The organism is Stenotrophomonas sp. Y6, from assembly GCF_022436665.1.
GTDB classification, from domain to species: Bacteria; Pseudomonadota; Gammaproteobacteria; order Xanthomonadales; family Xanthomonadaceae; genus Stenotrophomonas; species Stenotrophomonas acidaminiphila_A.
This window is the reverse complement of record NZ_JAKUKB010000008.1, coordinates 176,343-200,509: the sequence shown is the minus strand read 5'-3', so window position 1 is coordinate 200,509 and position 24,167 is coordinate 176,343. Positions and strand designations below refer to the sequence as shown.

Sequence of the window (24,167 nt, the reverse complement as noted above, 5' to 3'; positions counted from 1 at the left end):
CATCGGCCGCCCGCGCGCGGCCTGGCAACCATGGAGCGAACCCGACGATGACCGCCGAAGCCCACAAGGAAACCCGCGGTTTCCAGACCGAGGTGAAGCAGCTGCTGCACCTGATGATCCACTCGCTGTACTCGAACAAGGAAATCTTCCTGCGCGAGCTGGTCTCCAACGCCGCCGATGCCGCCGACAAGCTGCGTTTCGAGGCGTTGACCCGGCCGGAACTGCTGGAAGGCGACGGCGCGCTGCGCATCCGCATCGAGGCCGACCCGGCCGCGCGCACCCTGACCATCGACGACAACGGCATCGGCCTGAGCCGCGACGAAGCCGTGGCGCACCTGGGCACCATCGCCAAGTCGGGCACCGCCGACTTCCTGAAGAACCTGTCCGGCGACCAGAAGAAGGACGCCAACCTGATCGGCCAGTTCGGCGTGGGCTTCTATTCGGCCTTCATCGTCGCCGACCAGGTCGACGTCTACAGCCGCCGCGCCGGGCTGCCGGCCAGCGAGGGCGTGCACTGGTCCTCGCGCGGCGAAGGCGAGTTCGAGGTCGCCACCATCGACAAGCCCGAACGCGGCACCCGCATCGTGCTGCACCTCAAGGACGGCGAGGAAGGCTTCGCCGATGGCTGGAAGCTGCGCAGCCTGGTCAAGAAGTACTCCGACCACATCGGCCTGCCGATCGAAATGCACAAGCAGGCCACTGGCGACGAGGCGCCGGCGGCGGCGGAGTGGGAAGCGGTCAACAAGGCCAACGCGCTGTGGACCCGGCCCAAGTCCGAGGTCAGCGACGCCGAGTACCAGGAGTTCTACAAGCACATCGCCCATGACTTCACCGACCCGCTGGCGTGGAGCCACAACCGGGTCGAGGGCAAGCTGGAATACACCTCGCTGCTGTACACCCCCGGCCGCGCGCCGTTCGACCTGTACCACCGCGACGCCGCCAAGGGCCTGAAGCTGTACGTGCAGCGCGTCTTCATCATGGACCAGGCCGAGCAGTTCCTGCCGCTGTACCTGCGCTTCATCAAGGGCGTGGTCGACTCCAGCGACCTGCCGCTGAACGTTTCGCGCGAGATCCTGCAGTCCGGGCCGGTGATCGACTCGATGAAGTCGGCGCTGACCAGGCGCGCACTGGACATGCTGGAGAAGCTGGCCAAGGACGCCCCGGCCGATTACCAGCGCTTCTGGAAGGAATTCGGCCAGGTGCTGAAGGAAGGCCCCGCCGAGGACTTCAACAACCGCGAGAAGATCGCCGGGCTGCTGCGCTTCGCCTCCACCCATGGCAGCGACGGCGCGCAGGACGTGGCGCTGGCCGACTACGTCGGCCGCATGGTCCAGGGCCAGGACAAGATCTACTACCTCACCGGCGAGAGCTACCTGCAGGTCAAGGACAGCCCGCACCTGGAGGTGTTCCGCAAGAAGGGCATCGAGGTGCTGTTGATGACCGACCGCATCGACGAGTGGCTGATGAACTACCTGCACGAATTCGACGGCAAGTCGTTCGTGGACGTGGCCCGTGGCGACCTGGACCTGGGCACGCTGGACTCGGAGGAAGAGAAGAAGGCGCAGGAGGAAGCCGCCAAGGCCAAGGAAGGGCTGGCCACGCGCATCAAGACCGCGCTGGGCGAGGACGTGGCCGAGGTGCGCGTCTCCCACCGCCTGACCGATTCGCCGGCGATCCTGGCCATCGGCGAGCAGGACCTGGGCCTGCAGATGCGGCAGATCCTGGAAGCCAGCGGGCAGAAGGTGCCCGAGAGCAGGCCGGTGTTCGAGTTCAACCCGGCGCACCCGCTGATCGAGAAGCTGGACGCCGAGCCGGACATGGACCGCTTCAGCGACCTGGCGCGGGTGCTGTTCGACCAGGCCGCGCTGGCCGCCGGCGACGGCCTGAAGGACCCGGCCGCTTACGTGCGCCGGCTCAACAAGCTGCTGCTGGAACTGTCGGCCTGAGGCCGGGCGCCCCCTCCGCGGCGGAGGGGGCCGGTCGCGGCAGGGCGTCCATCCGCGCCCTGCCCGCGGGCGTGACGCCGGCCGCGCCACCCGCACGCGGCGCAAGCCGGGTGGTCAGGCGAACGCGTCGAACAGCGTCCCCAGCATTTCGCTGTTGCGCCGGATCACCACCGCGTTGGCGGCAAAGGCCACTTCATAGGTCCTGGCCGCCAGCAGGTCGGCGGCCAGGTCCGGCGCCCCCTCGCCCGCGGACACCCGCGCGCTGGCGCCGCCACCGGCAAGGGTCTGCACCGCCAGCACCTGCCGCGGCCCCACCGGCTGCACCGGTTGCACGGCGATATTCTGCGCCGCCACGCGCACGCCCATCACGGCCACGCGCATGCCGGAGGCGGCAATCGAGGGAATCGCGTTCATGCCTTGTCATCGGCCTGCCAGGCGCCGACTTTAGCCCGTTTTCCGCCGCTGCGGACCGGCCGCCGCCAGCGCCGGTGGTAGCATGTGGCCCTGCCCCGGTTTTTCTCATCCATGCTCAGTTTTTTCCGTCGCAAGAAGCCGCAGGACGCCCCCGCGGTCGGCAAGCCCCCGCAATTCAGCGCCGAGGAGCTGGCCTCCGCCCTGCCCGCGCCGGCGGCCGACCCCGCCGACGCGGCGCCCGCCGCTGACCCGGCGCCGGCCCTGGACCCCGTGGCGCCCGCGCCCGCCATCACCGCGCCCGCGCCTGTCGCAGACAGCACCGCACCCTCCGCGGCGGCCGGGACCGCTGCAGCGACGACGGCCGTGGATGCCACCGACGCGGGCCTGATCCCGGCCAACGCCGCCCCGGCCGCCCCGGCGGGCAAGCCCGGCTGGCGTGACCGCCTGCGCAACAGCGCCTTCGCCCGCAGCTTTGGCGGCCTGTTCTCGCGCAACCCGCGGCTGGACGACGACCTGCTCGACGAGATCGAGACCGCGCTGCTGACCGCCGACGTCGGCGTGCCAGCCACCACCGCGCTGGTCGAAGACCTGCGCCGGCGCATGAAATCGCGCGAGTTCGCCGACGCCAACGCGCTGCTCGCCGCGCTGCGCGCCGACCTGATCGCGCTGCTGCAGCCCGTGGCCCGGCCACTGGTCATCGACCGCGACGCCAGGCCGTTCGTGATCCTCACCGTGGGCGTCAACGGCGTCGGCAAGACCACCACCATCGGCAAGCTGGCCAAGCGCTTCAAGGACGAGGGCCACAGCCTGATGCTGGCCGCCGGCGATACCTTCCGCGCCGCCGCGGTGGCGCAGTTGCAGGTGTGGGGCGAGCGCAACGGCGTGGCGGTGATCGCCCAGGGCCAGAACGCCGACGCGGCATCGGTGGCGTTCGACGCACTGCAGGCCGGCAAGGCCCGCGGCACCAGCGTGCTGATCGCCGACACCGCCGGCCGCCTGCACACCCAGGCCGGGCTGATGAACGAGCTGAGCAAGATCCGCCGCGTACTGGGCAAGATCGACCCCAGCGCGCCGCATGAGGTGCTGATGGTGATCGACGGCACCACCGGCCAGAACGCGCTGAACCAGTTGCGCCAGTTCCATGCCGCCGCTGGCGTCACCGGGCTGGTGGTGACCAAGCTCGACGGCACCGCCAAGGGCGGCGTGGTGTTCGCGCTGGCGCGCGAGTTCGGCATTCCGATCCGCTTCGCCGGCATCGGCGAGCGCCCGGAAGACCTGCGCGTATTCGACCCGGAAGCCTTCGTCGATGCACTGCTGCCGGAGGCGCTGGGCAACTGATGGCCCGCGCAGGAGCGGCGTCGGGCATCGTGGCCGGCGCCACCGATGCAACTCCCGGCACGGGTGCGGGTGCGCGCATGCGCCCGTCCACCGATGCCTTTTCCCCGCGCCTGCTCGACTGGTTCGACCGCCACGGCCGCCATGACCTGCCCTGGCAGCATCCGCGCACGCCCTACCGGGTGTGGCTGTCGGAAATCATGCTGCAGCAGACCCAGGTGGCCACGGTCATTCCGTATTTCCAGCGCTTCGTGCAGTCGTTCCCGTCCCTGCCCGACCTCGCCGCGGCGGACGACGACGCGGTGATGGCGCACTGGGCCGGGCTGGGCTACTACGCCCGCGCCCGCAACCTGCACGCCGCGGCCCTTCGCTGCGTGGAGCTGCATGGCGGCGACCTGCCGCGCGATCCGCAAGCGCTGCTGGCGCTGCCGGGCATCGGCCGCAGCACCGCCGGCGCCATCCTCAGCCAGGCCTGGAACGACCCGTTTCCCATCCTCGACGGCAACGTCAAACGCGCGCTCACCCGCTACCACGGCATCGCCGGCCACCCCGGCCTGCCCGCCGTCGAAAAGCAGTTGTGGGTACTGGCCGCGCAGCACGTGGCGCAGGTGCCGCCGGGACGCATGGCCGACTGGACCCAGGCGCAGATGGACTTCGGTGCCACCCTGTGCAGCCGCGCCAACCCCGCCTGCAGCCTGTGCCCGGTGCGGGATGGCTGCGCGGCACATGCGCAGGGACAGGTGGATTCACTGCCGACGCCAAAGCCCGGCAAGGTGTTGCCCGAGCGCGAGGCCAGCGCGCTGCTGCTGGAGGACAGCCAGGGCCGCATCCTGTTGTGCAAGCGGCCGCCCACCGGCATCTGGGCCTCGTTGTGGACGCTGCCGCAGGCCGACACCGATGCCGCGCTGCGCGCCTGGTTCGCCAGCCACATCGACGGCGACTACGACGCCGCCGACGAGCTGCCGCTGATCGTCCATACCTTCAGCCACTACCGGCTGCACCTGCAGCCGCTGCACCTGCGCAGGGTCGCCCCGCGCCCGCGCGTGGGCGACAATGCCGACCTGCGCTGGGTCGCCCGCGCCGAGCTGCCCTCGCTGGGGCTGCCGGCGCCCATCCGCAAGCTGCTCGACCGCCACTGAGGCGGCCCGCTCCACCGACAGGAACCCCGCATGCCACGCTCCGTCTTCTGCCAGTACGAACAACGCGAAACCGAAGGCCTGGACTTCGTGCCCTACCCCGGCGAACTGGGCCAGCGCATCTTCGCCAACGTCGGCAAGCAGGCCTGGGCGGCGTGGCTGGCGCACCAGACCATGCTGATCAACGAGAACCGGCTGTCGCCACGCGACCCGAAGCACCGCGCGTTCCTGGAGGAAGAGCTGGTCAAGTTCCTGTTCGGCGGCGGCGCGGAAAAGCCCGCTGGCTACGTCGCCCCGGACGCCCCCTGATACTGCCCGAGGGGGCTGCTGCCAGCCCCCTCGCTGCTGCCACGGCCGGCTCAGTCGCGGGACGGGTCCTCGGCACGCGCCTCGATCTTGGCCTCGCGCAGCTCCTTCTCCGACGTGCGCAGCGCCTTCACGTCGAGCGGCTGGATGGTATCGATCCGGCACGGCATGCGCGTCAGGCCCGGGCCACCGCCGAGCACGATCACGCGGTCGAACTTGGCCGATACCCGGCCCATCATGTTGGTGACGCTGATCGCCGGGGCATAGGACAGGTCCATGCACGGGCCGCTCAGGTTCAACAGCCAGGCCTCGTTGGGCTTGGTCCATACCGCCAGCGCGCTGTCGCCGAGCTCGGTCCAGCCGTTGAGCGACCCGAAGTACTGGAAATCCTTCACCGGCGCGCCGGCATGGGCGCGGTACAGCTGCAGCCGCTCGCTGCTGGACAGCTTGCCGGTGGTGGCGCAGCCGGCCAGCGCGGCGACGGCGAACAAGACCATTGCCAGACGTTTCATGACACACCTCCTGTTCGGGAATACCTTCGCCATCTTGCACCGCAGCCGGTGACGCGCAAGCGAGCCGACGCGGCCTGTTCAGCCGGCGGCCGGATCAGGCGGCCCGCCCCGCCGCCGGAGGGGGGCGGGCGGGATGGGCCTCAGACGTCGCTGTGCGCCAGCGGATGGAGCCGCGCCTGGCGCAGTTCGAGTACCCGGTCCAGGCGCCGCGCCAGGCCGCGGTCATGGGTGACCAGGACCAGGCTGGTGCGCTGGGCGCGGTTCAATTCCAGCATCAGGTCGAACACCGTGGCCGCGGTCTTGTCGTCCAGGTTGCCGGTGGGCTCGTCGCCGAGCACGCAGGCGGGCCGGTTCACCAGGGCCCGCGCCACCGCCGCGCGCTGGCGTTCGCCGCCGGACAGCTCGCCGGGCTTGTGCTCCAGCCGGTGCCCCAGCCCGACCGATTCCAGCAGTGCACGCGCGCGCTGCTGGGCATCGGCAATATCGGCACCGCCGAGCACCACCGGCATCATCACGTTCTCCAGCGCGGTGAACTCCGGCAGCAGGTGGTGGAACTGGTAGACGAAGCCCAGCGAAGTGTTGCGCAGGCGCCCGCGCTGCGCGTCGGACAGGGCCGACATGCGCTGGCCGGCCACGTACACCTCGCCGGCGGTCGGCACGTCGAGCCCGCCGAGCAGGTGCAGCAGGGTGCTCTTGCCGGCGCCGGAGGCACCGACGATGGCCACCGTCTCGCCCGGCGCCACGTCCAGTTCGAGCCCGTCGAACACCGGCGTGCGCATGCGCCCTTCGGCGTAGGTCTTGGCCAGCCCCTCGGCACGTATCACCGATTCCATGGTCGCGTTCTCATTCATAGCGCAGCGCCTCCGCCGGCTGGGTGCGCGCCGCGCGCCAGGCCGGGTACAGCGTTGCCAGGAAACTCATCAGCAGCGCCACCGCGGTGATCACCACGATGTCGCCGGTCTGCATGTCGGTCGGCAGGCCGGTGATGTAGTACACGTCCTCGGGCAGCAGCTTGATGTCGAAGGTCGATTCGATCAGGCCGAGGATGCGCTCCAGGTTGAGCGTCAGGGTGATGCCGCCGATCACGCCGGCCACCGTGCCCATCAGCCCGATCAGGCTGCCCTGCACCATGAACACCTGCATCACCCCGCGCGGGGTCAGCCCCAGCGTGCGCAGGATCGCGATGTCGGCCTGCTTGTCGGTCACCAGCATCACCTGCGAGGACACCAGGTTGAACGCGCCCATCGCCACGATCAGCGACAGCAGGATGCCCATCACCGTCTTTTCCATGCGCAGCGAGTGGTAGAGGTTGGCGTTCTCCTGGGTCCAGTCGCTGACCCGGTACATGCCCTCCAGGTTCAGCGCCAGGTCGCGCGCCACGGTATAGGCCTGGTCCATGTCGTGCAGCTTCAGGCGCACGCCGGTGACCCCGTCCACCCGCAGCACCCGTTCCAGGTCCTGCATGTTGACGAACGCCACGCCGCGGTCGATCTCGTTGGAGCCGGCCTCGAAGATGCCGCTGACCTTGAAGCGCTTGGTCCGCGCCATCGCCCCGACCGGGGTGCCCTGGATCTCGGCCAGCGTCGCCACCACGCTGTCGCCCACGTCCACGCCCAGCCACAACGCCAGCTCCTTGCCGAGCAGGATGTTGAACCCGCCCGGCTGCAGGCTGTCCAGCGCGCCCTTCTGCATCTTTTCGCCCAGCACCGATACCTTCGGTTCGAGCGCCGGGTCCACGCCCTGCACGATCGCGCCCTGCACCCGCGGGCCGGCCAGCATGCCCTGGATCTCGATGTAGGGCGCGGCACCGGCCACGCGCGGGTCGCGGCTGGCCACGTCCACCGCGTGCTGCCAGTTGCGCATCGGCGCGCCATCGGCGCTGACCGTGGCGTGGGCGGACATCTGCAGCAGACGGTCGCGGATTTCCTTCTGGAAACCGCTCATCACCGCCAGCGTGGTGATCAGCACGGTGACCCCGAGCGCGATGCCGAGGATCGAGGCCATGGAGATGAAGGAGATGAAGCCGTTGCGGCGCTTGGCCCGCAGATAGCGCAATCCGATTGCGACGGGTAAGGGTCTGAACATGCGCGTGTGCCGATGGAGTGGCGCCATGTTGCCATTCCCGCCGGCTAACGGGAAACGGCATGGGCGCGCACGGCCAGTCGCAGTTCACGTCGACCGGCGCGGGGCAGCGTGTCCGGCCAGAACAGCAGCTGCCCGCGTCGCCCGCCACTGCGCCAGCGCAGCACCAGCAGCGGGCCGCGCTCGAGCAGCTCAAGCGCCTGGACCGCGCCGCCGTCGACCTCGGCCGCAGCCGGCGCGAGCGGCACCCGCAGCCGCCGCACCGGCTGGCGCAGCCCGCGCCGCGCCATGCCCAGCCCGTGGCCTACGGCCAGCAGCGCCGCCGGCCATGCAACGGCCCGCGCGAGCCCGCAGTTCAACAGCGCGATGGCGCCCAGCAGGCCCAGCAGGCACATCGCGCCGGCCTGCCAGCGCGAGGGCCGCCACTCACAGCGGAAGGGTGCGGATATAGTCCAGCAGGGCCGCCTGCTGCGCATCGGGACAGGCCTCGTAGCCCATGGACCAGCGCCACAGTTTGTCGTCTTCGGTTTCCAGCAACTGCAGGAAAACAGCGCGCTCGGCTGTCGGCGCCTGCCCCCAGCGCTGGTCAAGATAGCGCCCGAACAGCTGGTCCAGCTCGCGCATGCCGCGTCGGCAGCGCCAGCGCAGCTTCTTCAGTTCGATCTCGTCTTCAGGGCTCATCGCTCACCTGCCGATGCCACGGCCGGACCGTGGCGTAAACGAAGACGGCACCGGCCAGAGGGACCGGTGCCGCCATGGCCGCGATGCGCGGGGCATCGCGCGGGCCGGCGCATCAGGCGCGGCGCGCCATCATCAACTTCTTGATCTCGGCGATCGCCAGCGCCGGGTTCAGCCCCTTCGGGCAGGTCCGGGCGCAGTTCATGATGGTGTGGCAGCGGTACAGCTTGAACGGATCCTCCAGATCGTCCAGGCGTGCACCGGTGTCCTCGTCGCGCGAATCGATGATCCAGCGGTAGGCCTGCAGCAGGATCGCCGGGCCCAGGTAGCGCTCGCCGTTCCACCAGTAGCTCGGGCAGCTGGTCGAGCAGCAGGCGCACAGGATGCACTCGTACAGGCCGTCGAGCTTCTTGCGGTCTTCCGGCGACTGCAGCCGCTCGCGGTCCGACGGCGCCGGGGTCTGGGTGCGGATCCACGGCTTGATCGACGCGTACTGCGCGTAGAAGTGGGTCAGGTCCGGCACCAGGTCCTTGACCACGTCCATGTGCGGCAGCGGGTAGATCGGCACCTCGGCCTTGGTGCAGTCGGCGATGGCGCGGGTGCAGGCCAGCGTGTTGGTGCCGTCGATGTTCATCGCGCACGAACCGCAGATGCCCTCGCGGCAGGACCGGCGGAAGGTCAGGGTCGGGTCGATCTCGTTCTTGATCTTGATCAGCGCGTCCAGGACCATCGGGCCGCACGCGTCGAGGTCGACCTCGTAGGTGTCGGTACGCGGGTTCTGGTCGTCGTCCGGACTCCAGCGGTAGATCTTGAAGGTGCGCACGTTCTTGCCGCCGCTCTTGGCGGGGAAGTGCTTGCCCTGGGTGATCCGGGAGTTCTTCGGGAGTGCAAATTCAGCCATGTTCGTAGGTTCCCCGGATCAGTAGACGCGCGGCTTCGGCGGCACGACGGCGACGTCGTCGGTGAGCGTGTACATGTGCACCGGACGGTAGTCGAAGCTGCACTTGCCCTTCTCGTCGACGGTGACCAGCGTGTGCTTCATCCAGTTGGCGTCGTCGCGCTCCGGATAGTCCTCGTGCGCGTGCGCGCCGCGGCTTTCCTTGCGCTGCTCGGCCGAATTGATGGTGGCCACGGCGTTGAGCAGCAGGTTGTTGAGCTCGTAGGTCTCGATCAGGTCCGAGTTCCAGACCAGCGAGCGGTCGGAAACCTTGACGTCCTGGAACGAATCGAACACCTCGGCCATCTTCGCGCAGCCTTCGGCCAGCGTCTTGCTGGTGCGGAACACCGCGGCGTCGGCCTGCATGGTGCGCTGCATGCGGTCGCGGATCACGGCGGTCGGGGTGTCGCCATTGGCGTGGCGCAGCTTGTCCAGCAGGCCCAGCGCCTTGTCGCAGGCATCCGAACCCAGGGTCTTGTGCGGCGCGCCCGGCTTGATCGTCTCGGCGCAGCGGTTGGCCACCGCGCGGCCGAACACCACCAGGTCCAGCAGCGAGTTGGAGCCCAGGCGGTTGGCGCCGTGCACCGACACGCAGGCCGCCTCGCCGATGGCGTACAGGCCCGGCACCACCGCATCCGGGTTGTCGCCGACCTTGCGCACCACTTCGCCGTGGTAGTTGGTCGGGATGCCACCCATGTTGTAGTGCACGGTCGGGATCACCGGGATCGGCTGCTTGTGCACGTCGACGCCGGCGAAGATCCGCGCGCTCTCGGCGATGCCCGGCAGCTTCTCGTCGATCACGCCCGGGCCCAGGTGGGTCAGGTCGAGCAGGATGTGGTCCTTGTGCTCGCCGACGCCGCGGCCTTCGCGGATCTCGATGGTCATCGAACGGCTGACCACGTCGCGCGAGGCCAGGTCCTTGTAATGCGGTGCGTAGCGTTCCATGAAGCGCTCGCCGCTGCTGTTGCGCAGGATGCCGCCTTCGCCGCGCACGCCCTCGGTGATCAGGCAGCCGGCGCCGTAGATGCCGGTCGGGTGGAACTGCACGAACTCCATGTCCTGCAGCGGCAGCCCGGCACGGGCCACCAGGCCGCCGCCGTCACCGGTACAGGTGTGCGCCGAGGTGGCGCTGAAATAGGCGCGGCCGTAGCCGCCGGTGGCCAGCACCACGCCATGGGCGCGGAACAGGTGCAGGGTGCCCTCGGCCATGTCCAGCGCCAGCACGCCGCGGCACACACCCTCTTCGTCGAAAATCAGGTCGAGCGCGAAGTACTCGATCATGAAGCGCGCGTTGTGCGCCAGCGACTGCTGGTACAGGGTGTGCAGCATGGCGTGGCCGGTACGGTCGGCGGCGGCGCAGGTGCGCTGCGCGGACGGGCCTTCGCCGTACTTGGTGGTCATGCCGCCGAACGGGCGCTGGTAGATCTTGCCGTCCTCGGTGCGGCTGAACGGAACGCCGTAGTGTTCCAGCTCGATGATCGCCGGGATCGCCTCGCGCACCATGTACTCGATCGCATCCTGGTCGCCCAGCCAGTCCGAGCCCTTGATGGTGTCGTAGAAGTGGTAGCGCCAGTCGTCCTCGCCCATGTTGCCCAGCGCGGCGGAAATGCCACCCTGCGCCGCCACGGTGTGCGAGCGGGTCGGGAAGACCTTGGTGATGCACACGGTCTGCAGGCCCTTCTGGGCCAGGCCGAAGGTCGCGCGCAGGCCGGCGCCGCCGGCGCCGACGACCACCATGTCGACCTTGTGTTCAGTGATGTTGTAAGCGGACATGTATCAGTTCCCAAGCGCGACGCGGGCGACCGCGAAGATGCTGACGATCGCGCCGAGCACGGCGACGAACTTGACCGAGGTCTGCAGGGCCAGGGCCAGCAGCGAATTGTGGATGTAGTCTTCGAGCACGACCTGCAGGCCGAGCTGGGCGTGCCAGAACATGGCCACCAGGAAGCCGACCAGGGCGATCGCGTTCCACGGCTTGGCCACGGCGGTGACGGCGGTGACGTAGTCGGCGCCGATCAGGCTCAGCACGAAGCACAGGAACCACAGGGTCAGCGCCACCAGCGCGGTGGCGGTCAGGCGCTGGTGGATGAAGTGCATGGTGCCGGACTTGGCGCTGCCGAGGCCGCGCGCGTTCTTCAGCGGGGTGCGGAAATTGTTCATGCGGCGCCTCCGAAGCAGACGTAGGCCCAGACCAGCGCGGTGATGACCAGCGAGCCGATCACCGACAGCCAGCTGCTGCGGATGAAGGTCGGCTTGCTGTAGCCGATGGCGAAGTCCTGGACGATGTGGCGGATGCCATTGCACAGGTGATAGGCGAAGCACCAGGTCCAGCCGAACAGGATCACCTTGCCGTACCAGGCGCTGGCATGGGTGGTGAAGCAGTTCCAGGACTCGGGGCCCATCATCAGGGCGAGCAGGCCGCCGGCAATGATCAGGGCTCCGACGGACAGAACGATGCCGGTGGCTCGATGCAGGATCGAGGTGGCCATCTGGATCTGCCAGCGATACACCTGCAGGTGCGGAGAAAGGGGGCGGGGTCTGTTCGCCATTCGCTGACTCGTTATCTCGGCTGGGCGGCGGATGCCGCGTTGGCTGACGCTGCTCAGAAATCGATGCAGCGACCGTTTTTCTCCCAATCGCCGTAACGCACCGGATCAAGTCCGCCGCGTCCGCCGATTTCCTGCGGTACCGTTCCGGCATCGGCAAGCGGCTGCTTCTCCGGTTCCGGCGGGGCTGGGGTTCCGTCCTCGGGAGTGGGGGTTGTTTGGCCTATCATGGTCGGTCTCGCAACGCACAAATTTTAGTCCCCGTTCACGTGTCTGACAACCTCGCCCCCCTCTTCAGCGGTACGCGCGCACTGCGCCGGCCCCAGGTGCTGGCCCTTTCCGGCCCGGACGCGGTCGCCTTCGCCCAGGCCCAGTTCGCCAACGACGTACCGTCGCTGGCCGACGGCCACTGGCAGTGGAATGCGTGGCTGACCGCCAAGGGCCGCGTCCTGGCGGTGTTCCAGCTGCTGCGGCTCGATGCCGGACAACTCCTGCTGCTCTGCCACGACGGCGGCGTCGAGGCCATGGCCGAACAGCTGCGGCGCTTCGTATTCAGGCGCAAGGTCACCCTTGCCCACGCCGATGCCTTCGCCGTCGAAGCCGCGTTCCAGGCGCCTGCCCGCGCCCATGGCGCCGCATTCGCCCACCTCGACGGTGGCGCCATCGAACTGGACCTGGGGACCGCGGCCCACCCGCGCACCCTGCGCCTGGTGCCGGCGGGCACCGCCGCGTACGTCGATGCCGCGGAGCTGGCCTGGCGCCAGTGGGACCTGCGCTTCGGGCTGCCACGGCTGGAGGCCTCGCAGCAGGAACAGTGGACGCCGCAGCAACTGGGGCTGGACCGGCTTGCGGCCTACAGCGTGAAGAAGGGCTGCTACCCGGGCCAGGAAATCGTGGCGCGCACCCATTTCCTGGGCAAGGCCAAGCGCTCGCTGGCCCTGCTGCATGGCGACCTCGCCAGCACGCCCGGCGACGCGGTCACCCAGGCGGGCGCGACCATCGGCACCGTCGCCAGCAGCGCCGGCACGCTGGCACTGGCGGTGCTGCCGCTGGACCTGCCGGCGGGCGGCCTGGAGGTGGCGGGCGCGGCGGTCGAGCGCCTGGAGCTGCTCGACGGCCTGGCGCGCTGATCAGGCCGCCTGCGCCGCGTCCAGGCGCAGGCCGCTGTCCACGTCGAAGAAATGCAGCGCCGCCGGAACGACGGCCACGTCGATCCGCGCGCCCGCGGCGGGCAGCACCTGCGGCGGTACCCGCATCACCAGCGGCCGGCCGGCATGGCGCAGGTTGACGAACATTTCGTTGCCGACCGGCTCGATGCCATCGATCAGCGCCGGGAAGGCCGCGTCGCCGCCGCCCGGCTGCAGGTGCTCCGGGCGCACGCCGACCACCACTTCGCGCCCGGACCAGGCAGCCGGCACCGGTGCGCGGCCGAGTGGAATGCGACCGTCCTGGCCCATGTCCAGCGCCACGTCCCCGCCCGCCAGCGCCTGCAACCGCCCCTTGAGCGTGTTCATGGCCGGGCTGCCGAGGAAGCCGGCGACGAACAGGTTGGCCGGGCGCTGGTACAGCGCCATCGGCGTGTCGATCTGCTGCACCATGCCATCGTTGAGCACCACGATGCGCTGGCCCAGGGTCATCGCCTCGACCTGGTCGTGGGTGACGTAGATCATCGTGGTGCCGAGCTTGCGGTGCAGCTGCGCGATCTCGGTGCGCACCGAGTGGCGCAGCTTGGCATCGAGATTGGACAACGGCTCGTCCAGCAGGAACACCGCCGGCTCGCGCACCAGCGCCCGCCCCAGCGCCACGCGCTGGCGCTGCCCGCCGGACATCGCCCGCGGCAGCTTGTCCAGCATTCCGCCCAGGCCCAGCATGTCGGCCGCACCCTGCACCCGGCGCGCGATCTCGGCCTTGTCGTGCCCGCGCAGCTTCAGCCCGAAGGCGAGGTTTTCGGCTACGGTCATGTGCGGGTACAACGCGTAGTTCTGGAACACCATGGCGATGTCGCGGTCCTTGGGCGCGACGTCGTTGACCACGCGCCCGCCGATGGACAGCGTGCCGGCGCTGATCTCTTCCAGCCCCGCGACCATCCGCAACAAGGTCGACTTGCCGCAGCCCGACGGCCCCACCAGCACCATCAGCTCGCCGTCGGCGATGTCGAAACTGGCCCCATGCACGGCGACCTGGCCGTTGTCGTAGACCTTGCGCACTCCGTCAAACCGCACGTCCGCCATCGCCTGCCTCATTCAGTCCGGCCGCGCGCACGGCGACCGGCGAAGTGGATGGCGACGCGCGTCGCCAATGCGGTCGGGGCGACCGCGTTCGAATACGAATACAGTGGAAACATTCTGCCACGCAAGCGTTCTCCCATGGCACCATCCATGGTTCGCGGCGGCGCTGGCGGACGCCCGCACCGGCCGGTTTCGACACCCGCGGACCGCTCCCCCTCCCAGCGCGCTCGCCGCACCCACCCGGACACGGCGCAGGGGCGGCCGACGGCTGCGGGACCCCCACTGGAACAGCAACCAGAACATAGCGAAGGGCGATTGACAACGATGTCACCAGAACACGAAACTCGAGCCATGCACGACACCCTCCTCCTGTTCGGTGCCACAGGCGACCTGGCCCAGCGCTATCTGTTCCCTTCCCTGCTGCGGCTGCTCGGCGATGGCCTGCTCCCCGAGGATTTCCGGGTGCGCGCGATGGCGCTCTCGCCGCACGACACCGACAAGTTCCGCGACATCCTGCGGCCACGCCTGGAACAGGCCCTGCCGCAGGCCAGCCAGGACGACATCAACAACCTGCTGCGGCGCATCGACTACCGCTCGGTCGACCTGCGCGACCCCGGCTCGATCGCCGACGCGGTGCGTGAGTTCAACGACCGCCACTGCGTCAGCTACCTGTCGATCCCGCCCGGGCTGTACATCTCCACCTGCGAGGGCCTGGCCCTGGGCGGCGCGCTGTCCGCGCCGCACCGGCTGATGCTGGAAAAGCCGATCGGCTCGGACAGCGACAGCGCCGAGCAGATCCTGCGGTCGATCGGCGCGCTGATCGACGAGGACCGGGTGTTCCGCATCGACCATTACCTGGGCAAGGCCGCGGTGCAGAACCTGATGGCGCTGCGCTTCGGCAACACCCTGCTGGAAGCGGTGTGGAACCGCAATTACATCGAATCGGTACACATCATGGTGGCCGAGAGCGACGGCGTCGACGGCCGCGACTCGTACTACTCGCGCTCCGGCGCGATGCGCGACATGGTGCAGAGCCACATCCTGCAGCTGCTGTGCCTGGTGGCCATGGAACCGCCGGCCTCGCTGGAAGCGGACCGGATCCGCGACGAGAAGGTCAAGGTGCTGCGCGCACTGCGCCCGCTCGACGCGCGCCATGCGGCCAAGGACAGCGTGCGCGGCCGCTACACCGCCGGCACCATCAATGGCCAGCCGGCACAGGCCTATCAGCCGCCGGAAGGCAGCGAGGCCGAGACCTTCGTCGGCGTCACCGCGCATATCGACAACTGGCGCTGGGCCGGGGTGCCGTTCCACCTGGTCACCGGCAAGCGACTGCCCGAGCGCACCACCCGCATCGAGGTCAACCTCAAGCCGGTCACCCACTGGCTGTTCGAACGCCCCGACCGCCGCCATGCCCAGCCCAACCGGCTGACCTTCCAGCTGCAGCCGCAGGAGAACATCCAGCTGGGGCTGATGAGTTCGCTGGCGGGCCCGGAATGGGGCGCGCTGGAACTGCAGCCGCTGGAGCTGGAACTGTCCGTGCCCACCGGCCTGCATCGCCGCATCGCCTACGAGCGCCTGTTCCTGGATGCCTTCAACGGCAACCACGCGCTGTTCGTGCGCGATGACGAAGTGCGCGCGGCGTGGGCCTGGATCGACAGCGTCGCCGACGCCTGGAAGGCCGCCGACCTGCCGATGGAGCCGTATCCGGCCGGCAGCTGGGGCCCGGCGCAGGCGCACCTGTTCCTGCCCGCGGCGATCGTCGCCGACAACCGCGCGGACGACGCGCTGTGAGCGGCCCGGCCGGACACGTGCTGGTCGCCGACATCGGCGGCACCAACGCGCGCTTCGCGCTGGCCGACACCTCCACCGCCGCCCCGCTGGACCCGGGCAGCATCGGCGAATACCCGGTGGCGCGTTTCGCGTCGCTGGCCGATGCCGCTGCCTGCTACCTGCGCGAGCGCGGTGCCCGGGCCCACAGCGGGGTGTTCGCCGTGGCCGGGCGGGTGGACGGCGACGAGGCGCGCATCACCAACCATCCATGGGTGATCTCGCGCTCGCGCACCGCCGCGCAACTGGGCCTGTCGCGGCTGCACCTGATCAACGACTTCGTCGCCCAGGCGATGTCGGTGGCGCTGCTGCAACCGGCCGACGTGGTCCAAACCGGCGGTGCGCCCTGGCAGCCGGCCGCGCCGTCGCAGCCACGCAACTACTGCGTGATCGGCCCTGGCACCGGCCTGGGGGTGGGCGGGCTGGTGGTCCGTGATGGTCGCTATTACCCGCTGGCGACCGAGGGCGGCCATGCCAGTTTCGCGCCGACCACCCCCGAGCAGATCCGCATCCTGCAGATCCTGGGCCAGCAGTTCGGGCGCGTCTCCAACGAGCGGTTGATCTGCGGCCCGGGCCTGGTCAACCTGCACCGCGCGCTGAGCGAGATCGCCGGCCAGGACCCGGGCCAGCCGCAGCCGGCGCAGGTCAGCGAGCGCGCCGCCGCCGGCGACCCGGTCGCCATGCGCGCGATCGAGGTGTTCATGGACATCTTCGGCGCGGTCGCCGGCGACGCGGTGCTGGTCCAGGGCGCCTGGGACGGCGTGTTCCTTACCGGCGGCCTGGTGCCGCGGCTGCTCGAGTCCCTGCGCCATTCCGGCTTCCGCAGCCATTTCGAGAACAAGGGGCGTTTCAGCGCGACCCTGTCGCAGGTACCGTCGCTGGCCATCGTCCACCCCTGCCCGGGCCTGCTCGGCGCGGCCGCGTACGCGCTGGACCTGGAGCAGGCCCCATCCGGAGCACCCGCATGAGCGCACTCGCCGAACGCCTCACCCTGGTCCGCCACTCCGACGAGGAGGCCTGGACCGAGAACGTCGCCCGCGAGATGGCGACGATCCTCGGCCATGAGATCGGCCAGCGCGGCCGCGCGCGCATGCTGCTGTCCGGCGGCACCACGCCGGCCCCGGTCTACGAACTGCTGGCCGAGCAGCCGCTGGAATGGGCGCGGGTGGAAGTGGGCCTGGCGGACGAGCGCTGGCTGTCGCCGCAGGACCGCGACAGCAACGCCTGGCTGGTGCGCCACAGCTTCCTCAACCGGGTCGAGGGCGCGCATTTCGACCCCCTGGTGCGGGTGGGCAAATCGCTGGCCGAATGCGTCCATGACGCCAACCTGCAGGCCGAGTACTCGCAGCCGGCCTGCCTGGTCGTGCTGGGCATGGGCAACGATGGCCACACCGCCTCGCTGTTCCCGGGCTCGCGCGACCTCGAACGCGCCCTGCAGGGCAGCAAGCCGTATGCGGCGCTGGACGCCAGCGGTTGCCCGGTCGCCCGCGACTGGCACCTGCGCATCACCCTGACCCCGCGCGGGCTGGCGTCCGTCGGCAACCGCCTGCTGTTGCTGCGCGGCAAGCAGAAGCTCGAGGTACTGGAGGCGGCGCTCGCCTCGGGAGACGTGCATCGCTATCCGGTGCTGGCCGCCATCGACGCGCCCGGCCCGAAGCTGCGCGTGCACTGGTGCGGGTGAAGGCGAACCGGGAAAGAACCGGCGGGCGTGCGGGATCACGCGCCCTGCCGCGTGCCGGGGCGATGATCCGGCATGGGCCGCGCCCTCCACTTTCCGCCTTCCGCAGCCTCCTCCCTCCCGCTTCCCCCTCCCCCTTTCCCTGCGTGTAAAAGCCATGAGCCTGCATCCGAAAATCCACGCCATCACCGAACGCATCCGCCAGCGCAGCGCGCCGTCGCGCGCGGCGTACCTGGCGGGCATCGAGGCCGCGCTGCGCTCTGGCCCGTTCCGCTCGCGCCTGAGCTGCGGCAACCTCGCCCATGCCTTCGCCGCCTGCGGCCCGACCGACAAGGGCCGGCTGCGCGGCGACGTGACCCCCAACCTGGGCATAATCACCGCCTACAACGACATGCTGTCGGCGCACCAGCCGTTCGAGCACTACCCGCAGCTGATCCGCGACGCCGCGCGCGAACTCGGCGCCACCGCGCAGGTCGCCGGCGGCGTACCGGCGATGTGCGACGGCGTCACCCAGGGCCGCGGCGGCATGGAACTGTCGCTGTTCTCGCGCGACGTCATCGCCCAGGCCACCGCCGTCGGCCTGAGCCACGACATGTTCGACACCACCGTGCACCTGGGCGTGTGCGACAAGATCGTCCCGGGCCTGCTGATCGGCGCGCTGGCGTTCGGCCACCTGCCGGCGGTGTTCGTGCCGGCCGGGCCGATGACGCCGGGCATCCCCAACAAGAAGAAGGCCGAAGTGCGCGAGCGCTATGCCGCCGGCGAAGCGACCCGCGAGGAACTGCTGCAGGCCGAGGCCGACTCCTATCACGCGCCGGGCACCTGCACGTTCTACGGCACCGCCAATTCCAACCAGGTGCTGCTCGAGGCGATGGGCGTGCAGTTGCCGGGCGCCTCGTTCGTCAACCCGGAACTGCCGCTGCGCGATGCGCTGACCCGTGCCGCCACCGCCCGCGCGCTGGAGATCTGCGCGCTCGGCAGCGATTTCCGGCCGCTGGGGCGGCTGATCGACGAGCGCGCCATCGTCAACGCCATCGTCGCGCTGATGGCCACCGGCGGCTCCACCAACCACACCATCCACTGGATCGCGGTGGCCCGCGCGGCCGGCATCGTGCTGACCTGGGACGACATGGACCAGCTGTCGCAGATCGTGCCGCTGCTGGCGCGCGTCTACCCCAATGGCGAGGCCGACGTGAACCGCTTCGCCGCGGCCGGCGGGCCGGCCTTCGTGTTCCGCGAACTGATGGACGCCGGGCTGATGCATGACGACCTGCCGACCATCGCCGAAGGCGGGATGCGCGCCTATGCGCAGGAACCGCGGCTGATCGACGGCAAGGTCGTCTACGCGCCGGCCGTCGCGCACAGCGCCGATACCGAGGTGGTACGCGCGGCCGCCGCGCCGTTCGAGGCCCAGGGCGGACTGCGCCTGCTGCGCGGCAACATCGGCCGTTCGCTGATCAAGCTGTCGGCGGTGAAGCCGCAGTACCGCACGATCGAGGCGCCGGCGGTGGTGGTGGACGCGCCGCAGGCACTGAACAAGCTGCATGCCGCCGGCGCCCTGCCGCAGGATTTCGTGGCCGTGGTGCGCTACCAGGGACCGCGCGCCAACGGCATGCCGGAGCTGCATTCGCTGGCGCCGCTGCTGGGGCTGCTGCAGAACCAGGGCCGGCGCGTGGCGCTGGTCACCGACGGGCGCCTGTCCGGCGCCTCGGGCAAGATTCCCGCCGCCATCCACGTCACCCCCGAAGCCGCCCGCGGCGGCCCGATCGCGCGCATCCGCGAAGGCGACATCATCCGCCTGGATGGCGAGGCCGGCATCCTGGAAGTACGGGTGGACCCTGCCGAATGGGCGGCGCGCCCGCTTGCCGCCAACACCGCACCGGCCGGCCACGACCTTGGCCGCAACCTGTTCGCGATGAACCGCAGCGTGGTCGGCCCGGCCGACCAGGGCGCCGTTTCCATTTCCTGCGGCCCGGCACGCGCCGACGGCAGCGTGTGGGAGTACGACGCCGAGTACGAACTGGGCCACGATGCCGCCGCGGCTGCCGCCCCGCACGAAGCCAAGGACGCCTGACCCTAACGGGACGCGCCGCGTCCCGCCCCACCGGAACCCGCCATGACCATCGCCCAGCACCAGGACCGCGCCGAACACCTGCTCACCGCCGCCGGCATCCTGCCCGTCGTCACCGTCCACACCCTCGACCAGGCGCGCGCGGTCAGCGCCGCACTGCTCGAAGGCGGCCTGCCCGCCATCGAGCTGACCCTGCGCACGCCGGTGGCGATGGACGCGCTGTCCATGCTCAAGCGCGAGTTGCCCGACGTGGTGGTCGGCGCCGGCACCGTGCTGACCGTCGAACAGATGCGCCAGGCCATCGACGTCGGCGCCGATTTCCTGGTGACCCCGGGCACGCCGGCGCACATGGCCGATGCGCTGGCCAGGGCGCCGCTGCCGGTGGTCCCGGGCGCGGCCTCGCCCACCGAACTGCTGGCGCTGCTGGCGCGCGGCTTCCGCGTCTGCAAGCTGTTCCCGGCCACCGCCGTGGGCGGACTGGCGATGATCAAGGGCGTGGCCGGGCCGATGCCCGAACTGAAGCTGTGCCCCACCGGCGGCATCACCGAGGCCACCGCGGCCGACTACCTCGGCCAGAAGAACGTGGTCTGCATCGGCGGCTCGTGGATGGTGCAGGACGCCTGGATCCGCAGCGGGCAGTGGGACGCGGTGAGGAAATCGGCCGCGGCCGCCGCCGCCATCGTGCGCGCGGTCCGCGCCGGCTGAGCGCACGCCGCGGCGCCGGCGCCGGCCGACGCATGGCACCCGCTCGCTTCGTTGCGATGGGGCCTGCGTGCCTGCACGATGCCGCCCGCATCCATCCGGCCTTGGCGCGGGCAACACAGGGTTGCGGTCATGATGGCGCACGACCTTTCCCCGGAGCCGAGTGATCGATGGACGAAACCACCCCGCGCATGCGCAACCTCTTCCTCCAGCTGGGCCTGGACGCTGGCGAACAGGCCATCGCCGGGTTCATCCGCGACCACCAGCTGCCGCTGGAAACCGGCATCGGCGAGGCGCCCTTCTGGAACGCGGGGCAGCGCCAGTTCCTGCGCGAGAAGCTTGCCAGCGACGATGCCTGGGCGATCGTGGTCGACCAGTTGAACGAGGCGCTGCACGAGGACGCGAGCCGCGCCCGCAACCCCGGCTGAGCGACGGCGCCCCGGCCACGCCGTCGCCAGCCAGCGCTGGCGGCGGCCTCAGCGCCGGCCGCGCTCGCTGCGCCGCAGGTCGGCGGGGATCTCGATCTCGACTTTCGCCGGCAACGTGGTGATGCGCAGTTCGGTCCCCGACCACGCCGCCGGTTCGCCGTTGATCCGGGCCGCGCCCGGCTCGCCCGCGTAGGGCCACGGCAGCACCAGCCCGCCGCCGGGCAGGCGCAGGCCGTCGGCGACCGTCAGGGTCAGCTGCCGCTCGTCGCGCACCAGCGAATAACGCAGCGGGCCATGCGCGGTGCGCAGGCCCTCGATGGCGACGCCCTTGCCCGCCAGCAAGGGCGCCGGCACGCCGGCGGCCAGCACGATGGCGTCGTCGATCTCGCGTTCGTACGCGAACATGTCCAGCGCCGAACGCACGAAATCCGATGCGACCCAGGCATGCGGCAGGTCGCCGACGAAGAACGGCGTGCGCGGCGTCGAGGACACCACCTCGGCCCACTGGTTCCAGGCCGGCGGCGCGCGGTCGCGGAAGAAGAACTCGCTGGCCTCCCAGGCCCGCTCGCGCCAGCCCAGGCGCACGAACGCGCCGACGTTGCGCCATTCGTACGGGGTGTAGTCCTTCCACGGGCGCTTGCCGTCGCGGCGCTCGACGAACTGCTGCCAGTAGCGCTCGAACGTGTTGTCCAGCGCCGGTTGCGGCAGCCGGCCCTGCTCGCCGCCCGGGGCCAGCGCGATGGTGGTCGAGGTGGCGTCGAAATCGCCCAGCTCCACCGAGCCCGGCAGGTAGTCGATGCGGTGCGCGGCCATGCTCGCGCGCAGCGAGGCGTCCAGGTCCTGGCGGAACTGGTCGCGCGAAGCGGCCATCGCTTCGGCCTCGGTGGCCAGGCCCAGCGCCATGGCCATGTCGGCCGCGTCCTTGTACCCGCGCAGCGCCCAGAAATCGTCCCAGTACGAATGCACCGGCTTGGCCGAATAGCCCTCGTGGCTGATCGAGGCCGGCATCATCCCGTAGAACCCCGGGTGGCGCGCGCGGTTGTCCTCGCTGCGCTCGCTCAGCCGCAGGTCTTCCATGTAGCCCCACGCGGCCAGCACGTGCGGCCACATGCGCTGCAGGAACTGCATGTCGCCGGTGTGGCGCCAGTACCCGGCGATGGCATGGATCAGCTCGCCGTGGCTGTCGTTCTCCGGCACCGGGTCGCTGCCGCGCGCGTCCACGCAGCACGGCACCATGCCGCTGTCGAACTGGTACGGCGCATACCATTCCAGGTATTGCCGCACCGCGTCCTCGCGACCCAGCCGCAGCAGCCCTTCGGAGATCATCGCGCCGTCGCGGATCCAGCTGCGCGCATACGAACGCGTGCCCGGCTGCAGGCTCGGCCCGACCCGTGAGATCAGCATGTGCGCCAGCGCGGTGCGCAGCGTGTCGGCCAGCGGCTGGCCGGCCTCGGGCAACTGCAGCCGCACCTGGTCCAGTGTCTGCCGCCACATCGCCGCGACCTGCTGCTGCGCCTTGTCCGCATCGAAACGGCCGGGCATCGGCCAGGCGCCGGTCTGCGGCAGCACCAGCGCGACCTCGCGGCTCTGCCCCGGTTCCAGCGTCCAGGTGTAGAGCATCGCGCCGGACGCCAGCCCGGTCGGGTCGCTGACCTCGCGCGTGCCCGGCAGGGTGCGGTCGGCCAGGTGGGTGACGTCGAGCTTGCTGTCGAACGCACTGGCGAAACCGGCATCGGGCGGTGTCATCGCGAACACCCGCGGCTGGCCGTTGACCGCCACCTGCGCGCCCTGGATCGCCAGGCGCTCGATCCGGCTCACGCCACCGACGGTATTAAGGAACTGGCTGGGCGGGTTGACCTGGAACGGCCGTACCGCGAGCGCCAGCCGATACTCGTGCGCCACCTTGTCCGGGTTGTGCAGGCGGTAGCGCGCCACCAGCTGCGCCTGCCCGGGCCGGCCCTGGACGAAGCCGGTCACCTGCAGGCCGAACCGGTCGTGCTTCCATTCCACCGAGGGAATCGGCAGGTAGCCATCCTGCAGGCGCTGGCTGGCGCTGACGTCGGCCCAGCCCAGCACCTTGCCATCGAGCACCACGAACGGCTCGATGCTGAAACCGGCGCGCACCGCCTCCAGGGTGCCGTCCTCGCCCATCAACGCCTGCTCGCTGCCGCCGTCCAGGCCCAGCAGGGTCCAGTACGGCTGTTCGCCGGAAAAGCCGCGCGGCAGCGACCCGCGCGGCAGGTCGCGCGCGACCGAGCGGACGAAGTCATTGGGCGTGGCGGCGAACGCCAGCGGCTTCAGGCTGATGTCGCGGATGCCGTAGCGCCAGCTGGGGCCGTCGATGAGGTCGAAACGCAGGTAGCGTGCCTCGGTCTCGGGCAACGCCAGCCAGTCGCGGCCGCCACCGCCGGCGCTCACCTCGCGCAGCCTGCGCCAGTCGCGCCCGTCGACCGAGGCCTGCACCACGTAGCGCGACGCCTCCAGCCCCGGCACCCACTGGATCACCGCGCCGCCGAACTCGCGCACCTTGCCCAGGTCCAGGCTGACGGTCTGCTGCTTGACCCCGCCGCTGATCCATACCGTGTCCGGCCGGCCGTCGGCAATGCGCTGCTGCAGCGCGGTCGCGGTATCGGCGATGACGCTGGCGGTCAGCGCCGAGCCGTCCTCCTTGGGCAGCGGCTGCAGCGTGAGCTGGTCGAAGCACACCGTGCCCTTGCCGCCCACCTTGCTGTAAATGGTGAACTCCACCGCGGCGCTGCGCCGCAGGACCGGGTCCTGGCCCGGCCCCCAGGCCTTGTCGATGTGGCGCTTGCGGTAGCTCACCCGGGTCCAGTCCTTGGGAAAGCGGTAACCGCTGCGGTTGACCCACCACACGTTGTCACCGCTGGCGTCGATCAGCTTGAACTGCAGGTCGTTGGCCGGCGAGTCGCCACGCAGGCCGAAGCTCACCTGGTAGTTGTCCGGCCAGGTGACATCCAGCCGGCGACGGATGCCGGCGTAGCCGGAGACCTCGTGGAAGTCATAGTCCAAGCACAGCGCGCGGCCGCCATTGCCGTTCACCGGCCGCAGCGAACCGCTGACCTGCGGCGAGGTGATCAGCTGCCAGGCACCGATATCGTCGAACTTCGCCAGCACCCGGCTGCCGCCCTCGGCCGCGCCGCCGTTGCCGGCCATCGTCACGGTGCAGAACAGCAGGAGGGCAAGGAACCTTCTCATCGCGGTGGATCTCGGTACGGGGGCGGCGGCCATGGTGTGATTTTCCCAGAACTGGAAGCGGGTGCAGGCCCTGCTGCGGCGTCGGGCCGTCCGCCCCAGCGGGACGCCGCCGGCGCCGGAACGCC

At 70.3% G+C, this 24,167-nt stretch carries 24 protein-coding genes; 11 read left to right on the top strand and 13 right to left on the bottom strand.

Annotated elements, in window-relative coordinates; translation table 11 throughout:
* Positions 1-47: 47 nt before the first annotated feature.
* Entirely contained in the window at positions 48-1,946 is a 1,899-nt protein-coding gene (gene htpG, locus MKP15_RS10690; protein ID WP_104938686.1) for a molecular chaperone HtpG, read from the top strand.
* Between the two features lie 114 nt (positions 1,947-2,060).
* Here the strand turns inward: htpG and MKP15_RS10685 are convergent, their stop codons facing one another.
* Positions 2,061-2,360 carry a hypothetical protein gene (locus tag MKP15_RS10685; RefSeq protein WP_104938685.1) on the bottom strand — a complete coding sequence of 100 codons (300 nt, stop codon included), beginning with the start codon at positions 2,358-2,360 and terminating at the stop codon, positions 2,061-2,063.
* Between the two features lie 111 nt (positions 2,361-2,471).
* Between MKP15_RS10685 and ftsY the strand changes: the two genes are divergently transcribed.
* The 3 genes from ftsY (at position 2,472) to MKP15_RS10670 (ending at position 5,140) form a co-directional block, all read left to right on the top strand.
* On the top strand, positions 2,472-3,698 hold the full coding sequence (ftsY, locus tag MKP15_RS10680; RefSeq protein ID WP_240212689.1) for a signal recognition particle-docking protein FtsY: 1,227 nt from the start codon (positions 2,472-2,474) through the stop codon (positions 3,696-3,698).
* A gap of 77 nt (positions 3,699-3,775) precedes the next feature.
* On the top strand, positions 3,776-4,834 hold the full coding sequence (gene mutY / locus MKP15_RS10675; RefSeq protein WP_240212688.1) for an A/G-specific adenine glycosylase: 1,059 nt from the start codon (positions 3,776-3,778) through the stop codon (positions 4,832-4,834).
* A gap of 30 nt (positions 4,835-4,864) precedes the next feature.
* Entirely contained in the window at positions 4,865-5,140 is a 276-nt protein-coding gene (locus MKP15_RS10670) for an oxidative damage protection protein (RefSeq protein ID WP_161615142.1), read from the top strand.
* Positions 5,141-5,190: 50 nt separating this feature from the next.
* On the opposite strand, the gene MKP15_RS10665 is transcribed toward MKP15_RS10670, so the two are convergent.
* The 10 genes from MKP15_RS10665 to MKP15_RS10620 all read right to left on the bottom strand — a co-directional run bounded on the left by MKP15_RS10665 (position 5,191) and on the right by MKP15_RS10620 (position 12,122).
* Positions 5,191-5,649, bottom strand: a complete 459-nt coding sequence (locus MKP15_RS10665) for a DUF6491 family protein (RefSeq protein WP_161615143.1) — start codon at positions 5,647-5,649, stop codon at positions 5,191-5,193.
* A gap of 140 nt (positions 5,650-5,789) precedes the next feature.
* Complete coding sequence (lolD, locus tag MKP15_RS10660) at positions 5,790-6,500, bottom strand: lipoprotein-releasing ABC transporter ATP-binding protein LolD (RefSeq protein WP_240212687.1); 711 nt, start codon at positions 6,498-6,500, stop codon at positions 5,790-5,792.
* The gene (locus MKP15_RS10655; protein WP_161615145.1) at positions 6,493-7,734 is read right to left on the bottom strand and encodes a lipoprotein-releasing ABC transporter permease subunit; all 1,242 of its coding nucleotides are present in this window, start codon (positions 7,732-7,734) and stop codon (positions 6,493-6,495) included. Before MKP15_RS10655 ends, lolD begins: the two co-directional genes overlap by 8 nt.
* Positions 7,735-7,778: 44 nt before the next feature.
* Positions 7,779-8,207 carry a hypothetical protein gene (locus tag MKP15_RS10650; protein WP_240212686.1) on the bottom strand — a complete coding sequence of 143 codons (429 nt, stop codon included), beginning with the start codon at positions 8,205-8,207 and terminating at the stop codon, positions 7,779-7,781.
* The gene (locus tag MKP15_RS10645; protein ID WP_104938677.1) at positions 8,158-8,412 is read right to left on the bottom strand and encodes a succinate dehydrogenase assembly factor 2; all 255 of its coding nucleotides are present in this window, start codon (positions 8,410-8,412) and stop codon (positions 8,158-8,160) included. Before MKP15_RS10645 ends, MKP15_RS10650 begins: the two co-directional genes overlap by 50 nt.
* Positions 8,413-8,524: 112 nt before the next feature.
* Positions 8,525-9,310: a succinate dehydrogenase iron-sulfur subunit gene (locus tag MKP15_RS10640; protein ID WP_104938676.1), complete on the bottom strand. Its 786-nt coding sequence runs from the start codon at positions 9,308-9,310 to the stop codon at positions 8,525-8,527.
* An 18-nt stretch (positions 9,311-9,328) separates the two neighbouring features.
* Positions 9,329-11,119: a succinate dehydrogenase flavoprotein subunit gene (sdhA, locus tag MKP15_RS10635; RefSeq protein WP_104938675.1), complete on the bottom strand. Its 1,791-nt coding sequence runs from the start codon at positions 11,117-11,119 to the stop codon at positions 9,329-9,331.
* 3 nt (positions 11,120-11,122) lie between these two features.
* Positions 11,123-11,506 carry a succinate dehydrogenase, hydrophobic membrane anchor protein gene (sdhD, locus tag MKP15_RS10630; RefSeq protein ID WP_104938674.1) on the bottom strand — a complete coding sequence of 128 codons (384 nt, stop codon included), beginning with the start codon at positions 11,504-11,506 and terminating at the stop codon, positions 11,123-11,125.
* Complete coding sequence (gene sdhC / locus MKP15_RS10625; RefSeq protein WP_054665183.1) at positions 11,503-11,895, bottom strand: succinate dehydrogenase, cytochrome b556 subunit; 393 nt, start codon at positions 11,893-11,895, stop codon at positions 11,503-11,505. Before sdhC ends, sdhD begins: the two co-directional genes overlap by 4 nt.
* Before the next feature lie 53 nt (positions 11,896-11,948).
* Positions 11,949-12,122, bottom strand: a complete 174-nt coding sequence (locus MKP15_RS10620; RefSeq protein WP_104938673.1) for a DUF1674 domain-containing protein — start codon at positions 12,120-12,122, stop codon at positions 11,949-11,951.
* A 39-nt stretch (positions 12,123-12,161) separates the two neighbouring features.
* On the opposite strand from MKP15_RS10620, the gene MKP15_RS10615 reads away from it, so the two are divergent.
* Complete coding sequence (locus MKP15_RS10615) at positions 12,162-13,022, top strand: folate-binding protein (RefSeq protein WP_240212685.1); 861 nt, start codon at positions 12,162-12,164, stop codon at positions 13,020-13,022.
* Here MKP15_RS10615 and ugpC read toward each other — a convergent pair whose 3' ends face one another.
* Positions 13,023-14,123: a sn-glycerol-3-phosphate ABC transporter ATP-binding protein UgpC gene (gene ugpC, locus MKP15_RS10610; protein WP_240212684.1), complete on the bottom strand. Its 1,101-nt coding sequence runs from the start codon at positions 14,121-14,123 to the stop codon at positions 13,023-13,025. It lies immediately after the preceding gene.
* A 348-nt stretch (positions 14,124-14,471) separates the two neighbouring features.
* Here ugpC and zwf point away from each other — a divergent pair, with 348 nt between their 5' ends.
* The 6 genes from zwf to MKP15_RS10580 all read left to right on the top strand — a co-directional run bounded on the left by zwf (position 14,472) and on the right by MKP15_RS10580 (position 20,826).
* Positions 14,472-15,911: a glucose-6-phosphate dehydrogenase gene (gene zwf / locus MKP15_RS10605; protein WP_104938671.1), complete on the top strand. Its 1,440-nt coding sequence runs from the start codon at positions 14,472-14,474 to the stop codon at positions 15,909-15,911.
* Positions 15,908-16,915 carry a glucokinase gene (gene glk / locus MKP15_RS10600; RefSeq protein ID WP_240212683.1) on the top strand — a complete coding sequence of 336 codons (1,008 nt, stop codon included), beginning with the start codon at positions 15,908-15,910 and terminating at the stop codon, positions 16,913-16,915. Before zwf ends, glk begins: the two co-directional genes overlap by 4 nt.
* Positions 16,912-17,628, top strand: coding sequence for a 6-phosphogluconolactonase (pgl, locus tag MKP15_RS10595; protein WP_240212682.1), 717 nt, complete (start codon positions 16,912-16,914; stop codon positions 17,626-17,628). Before glk ends, pgl begins: the two co-directional genes overlap by 4 nt.
* Before the next feature lie 154 nt (positions 17,629-17,782).
* Positions 17,783-19,699 carry a phosphogluconate dehydratase gene (edd, locus tag MKP15_RS10590; RefSeq protein ID WP_161615150.1) on the top strand — a complete coding sequence of 639 codons (1,917 nt, stop codon included), beginning with the start codon at positions 17,783-17,785 and terminating at the stop codon, positions 19,697-19,699.
* A gap of 42 nt (positions 19,700-19,741) precedes the next feature.
* Complete coding sequence (gene eda / locus MKP15_RS10585; RefSeq protein ID WP_104938669.1) at positions 19,742-20,401, top strand: bifunctional 4-hydroxy-2-oxoglutarate aldolase/2-dehydro-3-deoxy-phosphogluconate aldolase; 660 nt, start codon at positions 19,742-19,744, stop codon at positions 20,399-20,401.
* A gap of 167 nt (positions 20,402-20,568) precedes the next feature.
* Positions 20,569-20,826, top strand: coding sequence for a DUF2789 domain-containing protein (locus MKP15_RS10580; protein WP_161615152.1), 258 nt, complete (start codon positions 20,569-20,571; stop codon positions 20,824-20,826).
* Positions 20,827-20,874: 48 nt separating this feature from the next.
* On the opposite strand, the gene MKP15_RS10575 is transcribed toward MKP15_RS10580, so the two are convergent.
* Complete coding sequence (locus MKP15_RS10575; protein ID WP_240212681.1) at positions 20,875-24,042, bottom strand: discoidin domain-containing protein; 3,168 nt, start codon at positions 24,040-24,042, stop codon at positions 20,875-20,877.
* Positions 24,043-24,167: the final 125 nt, after the last annotated feature.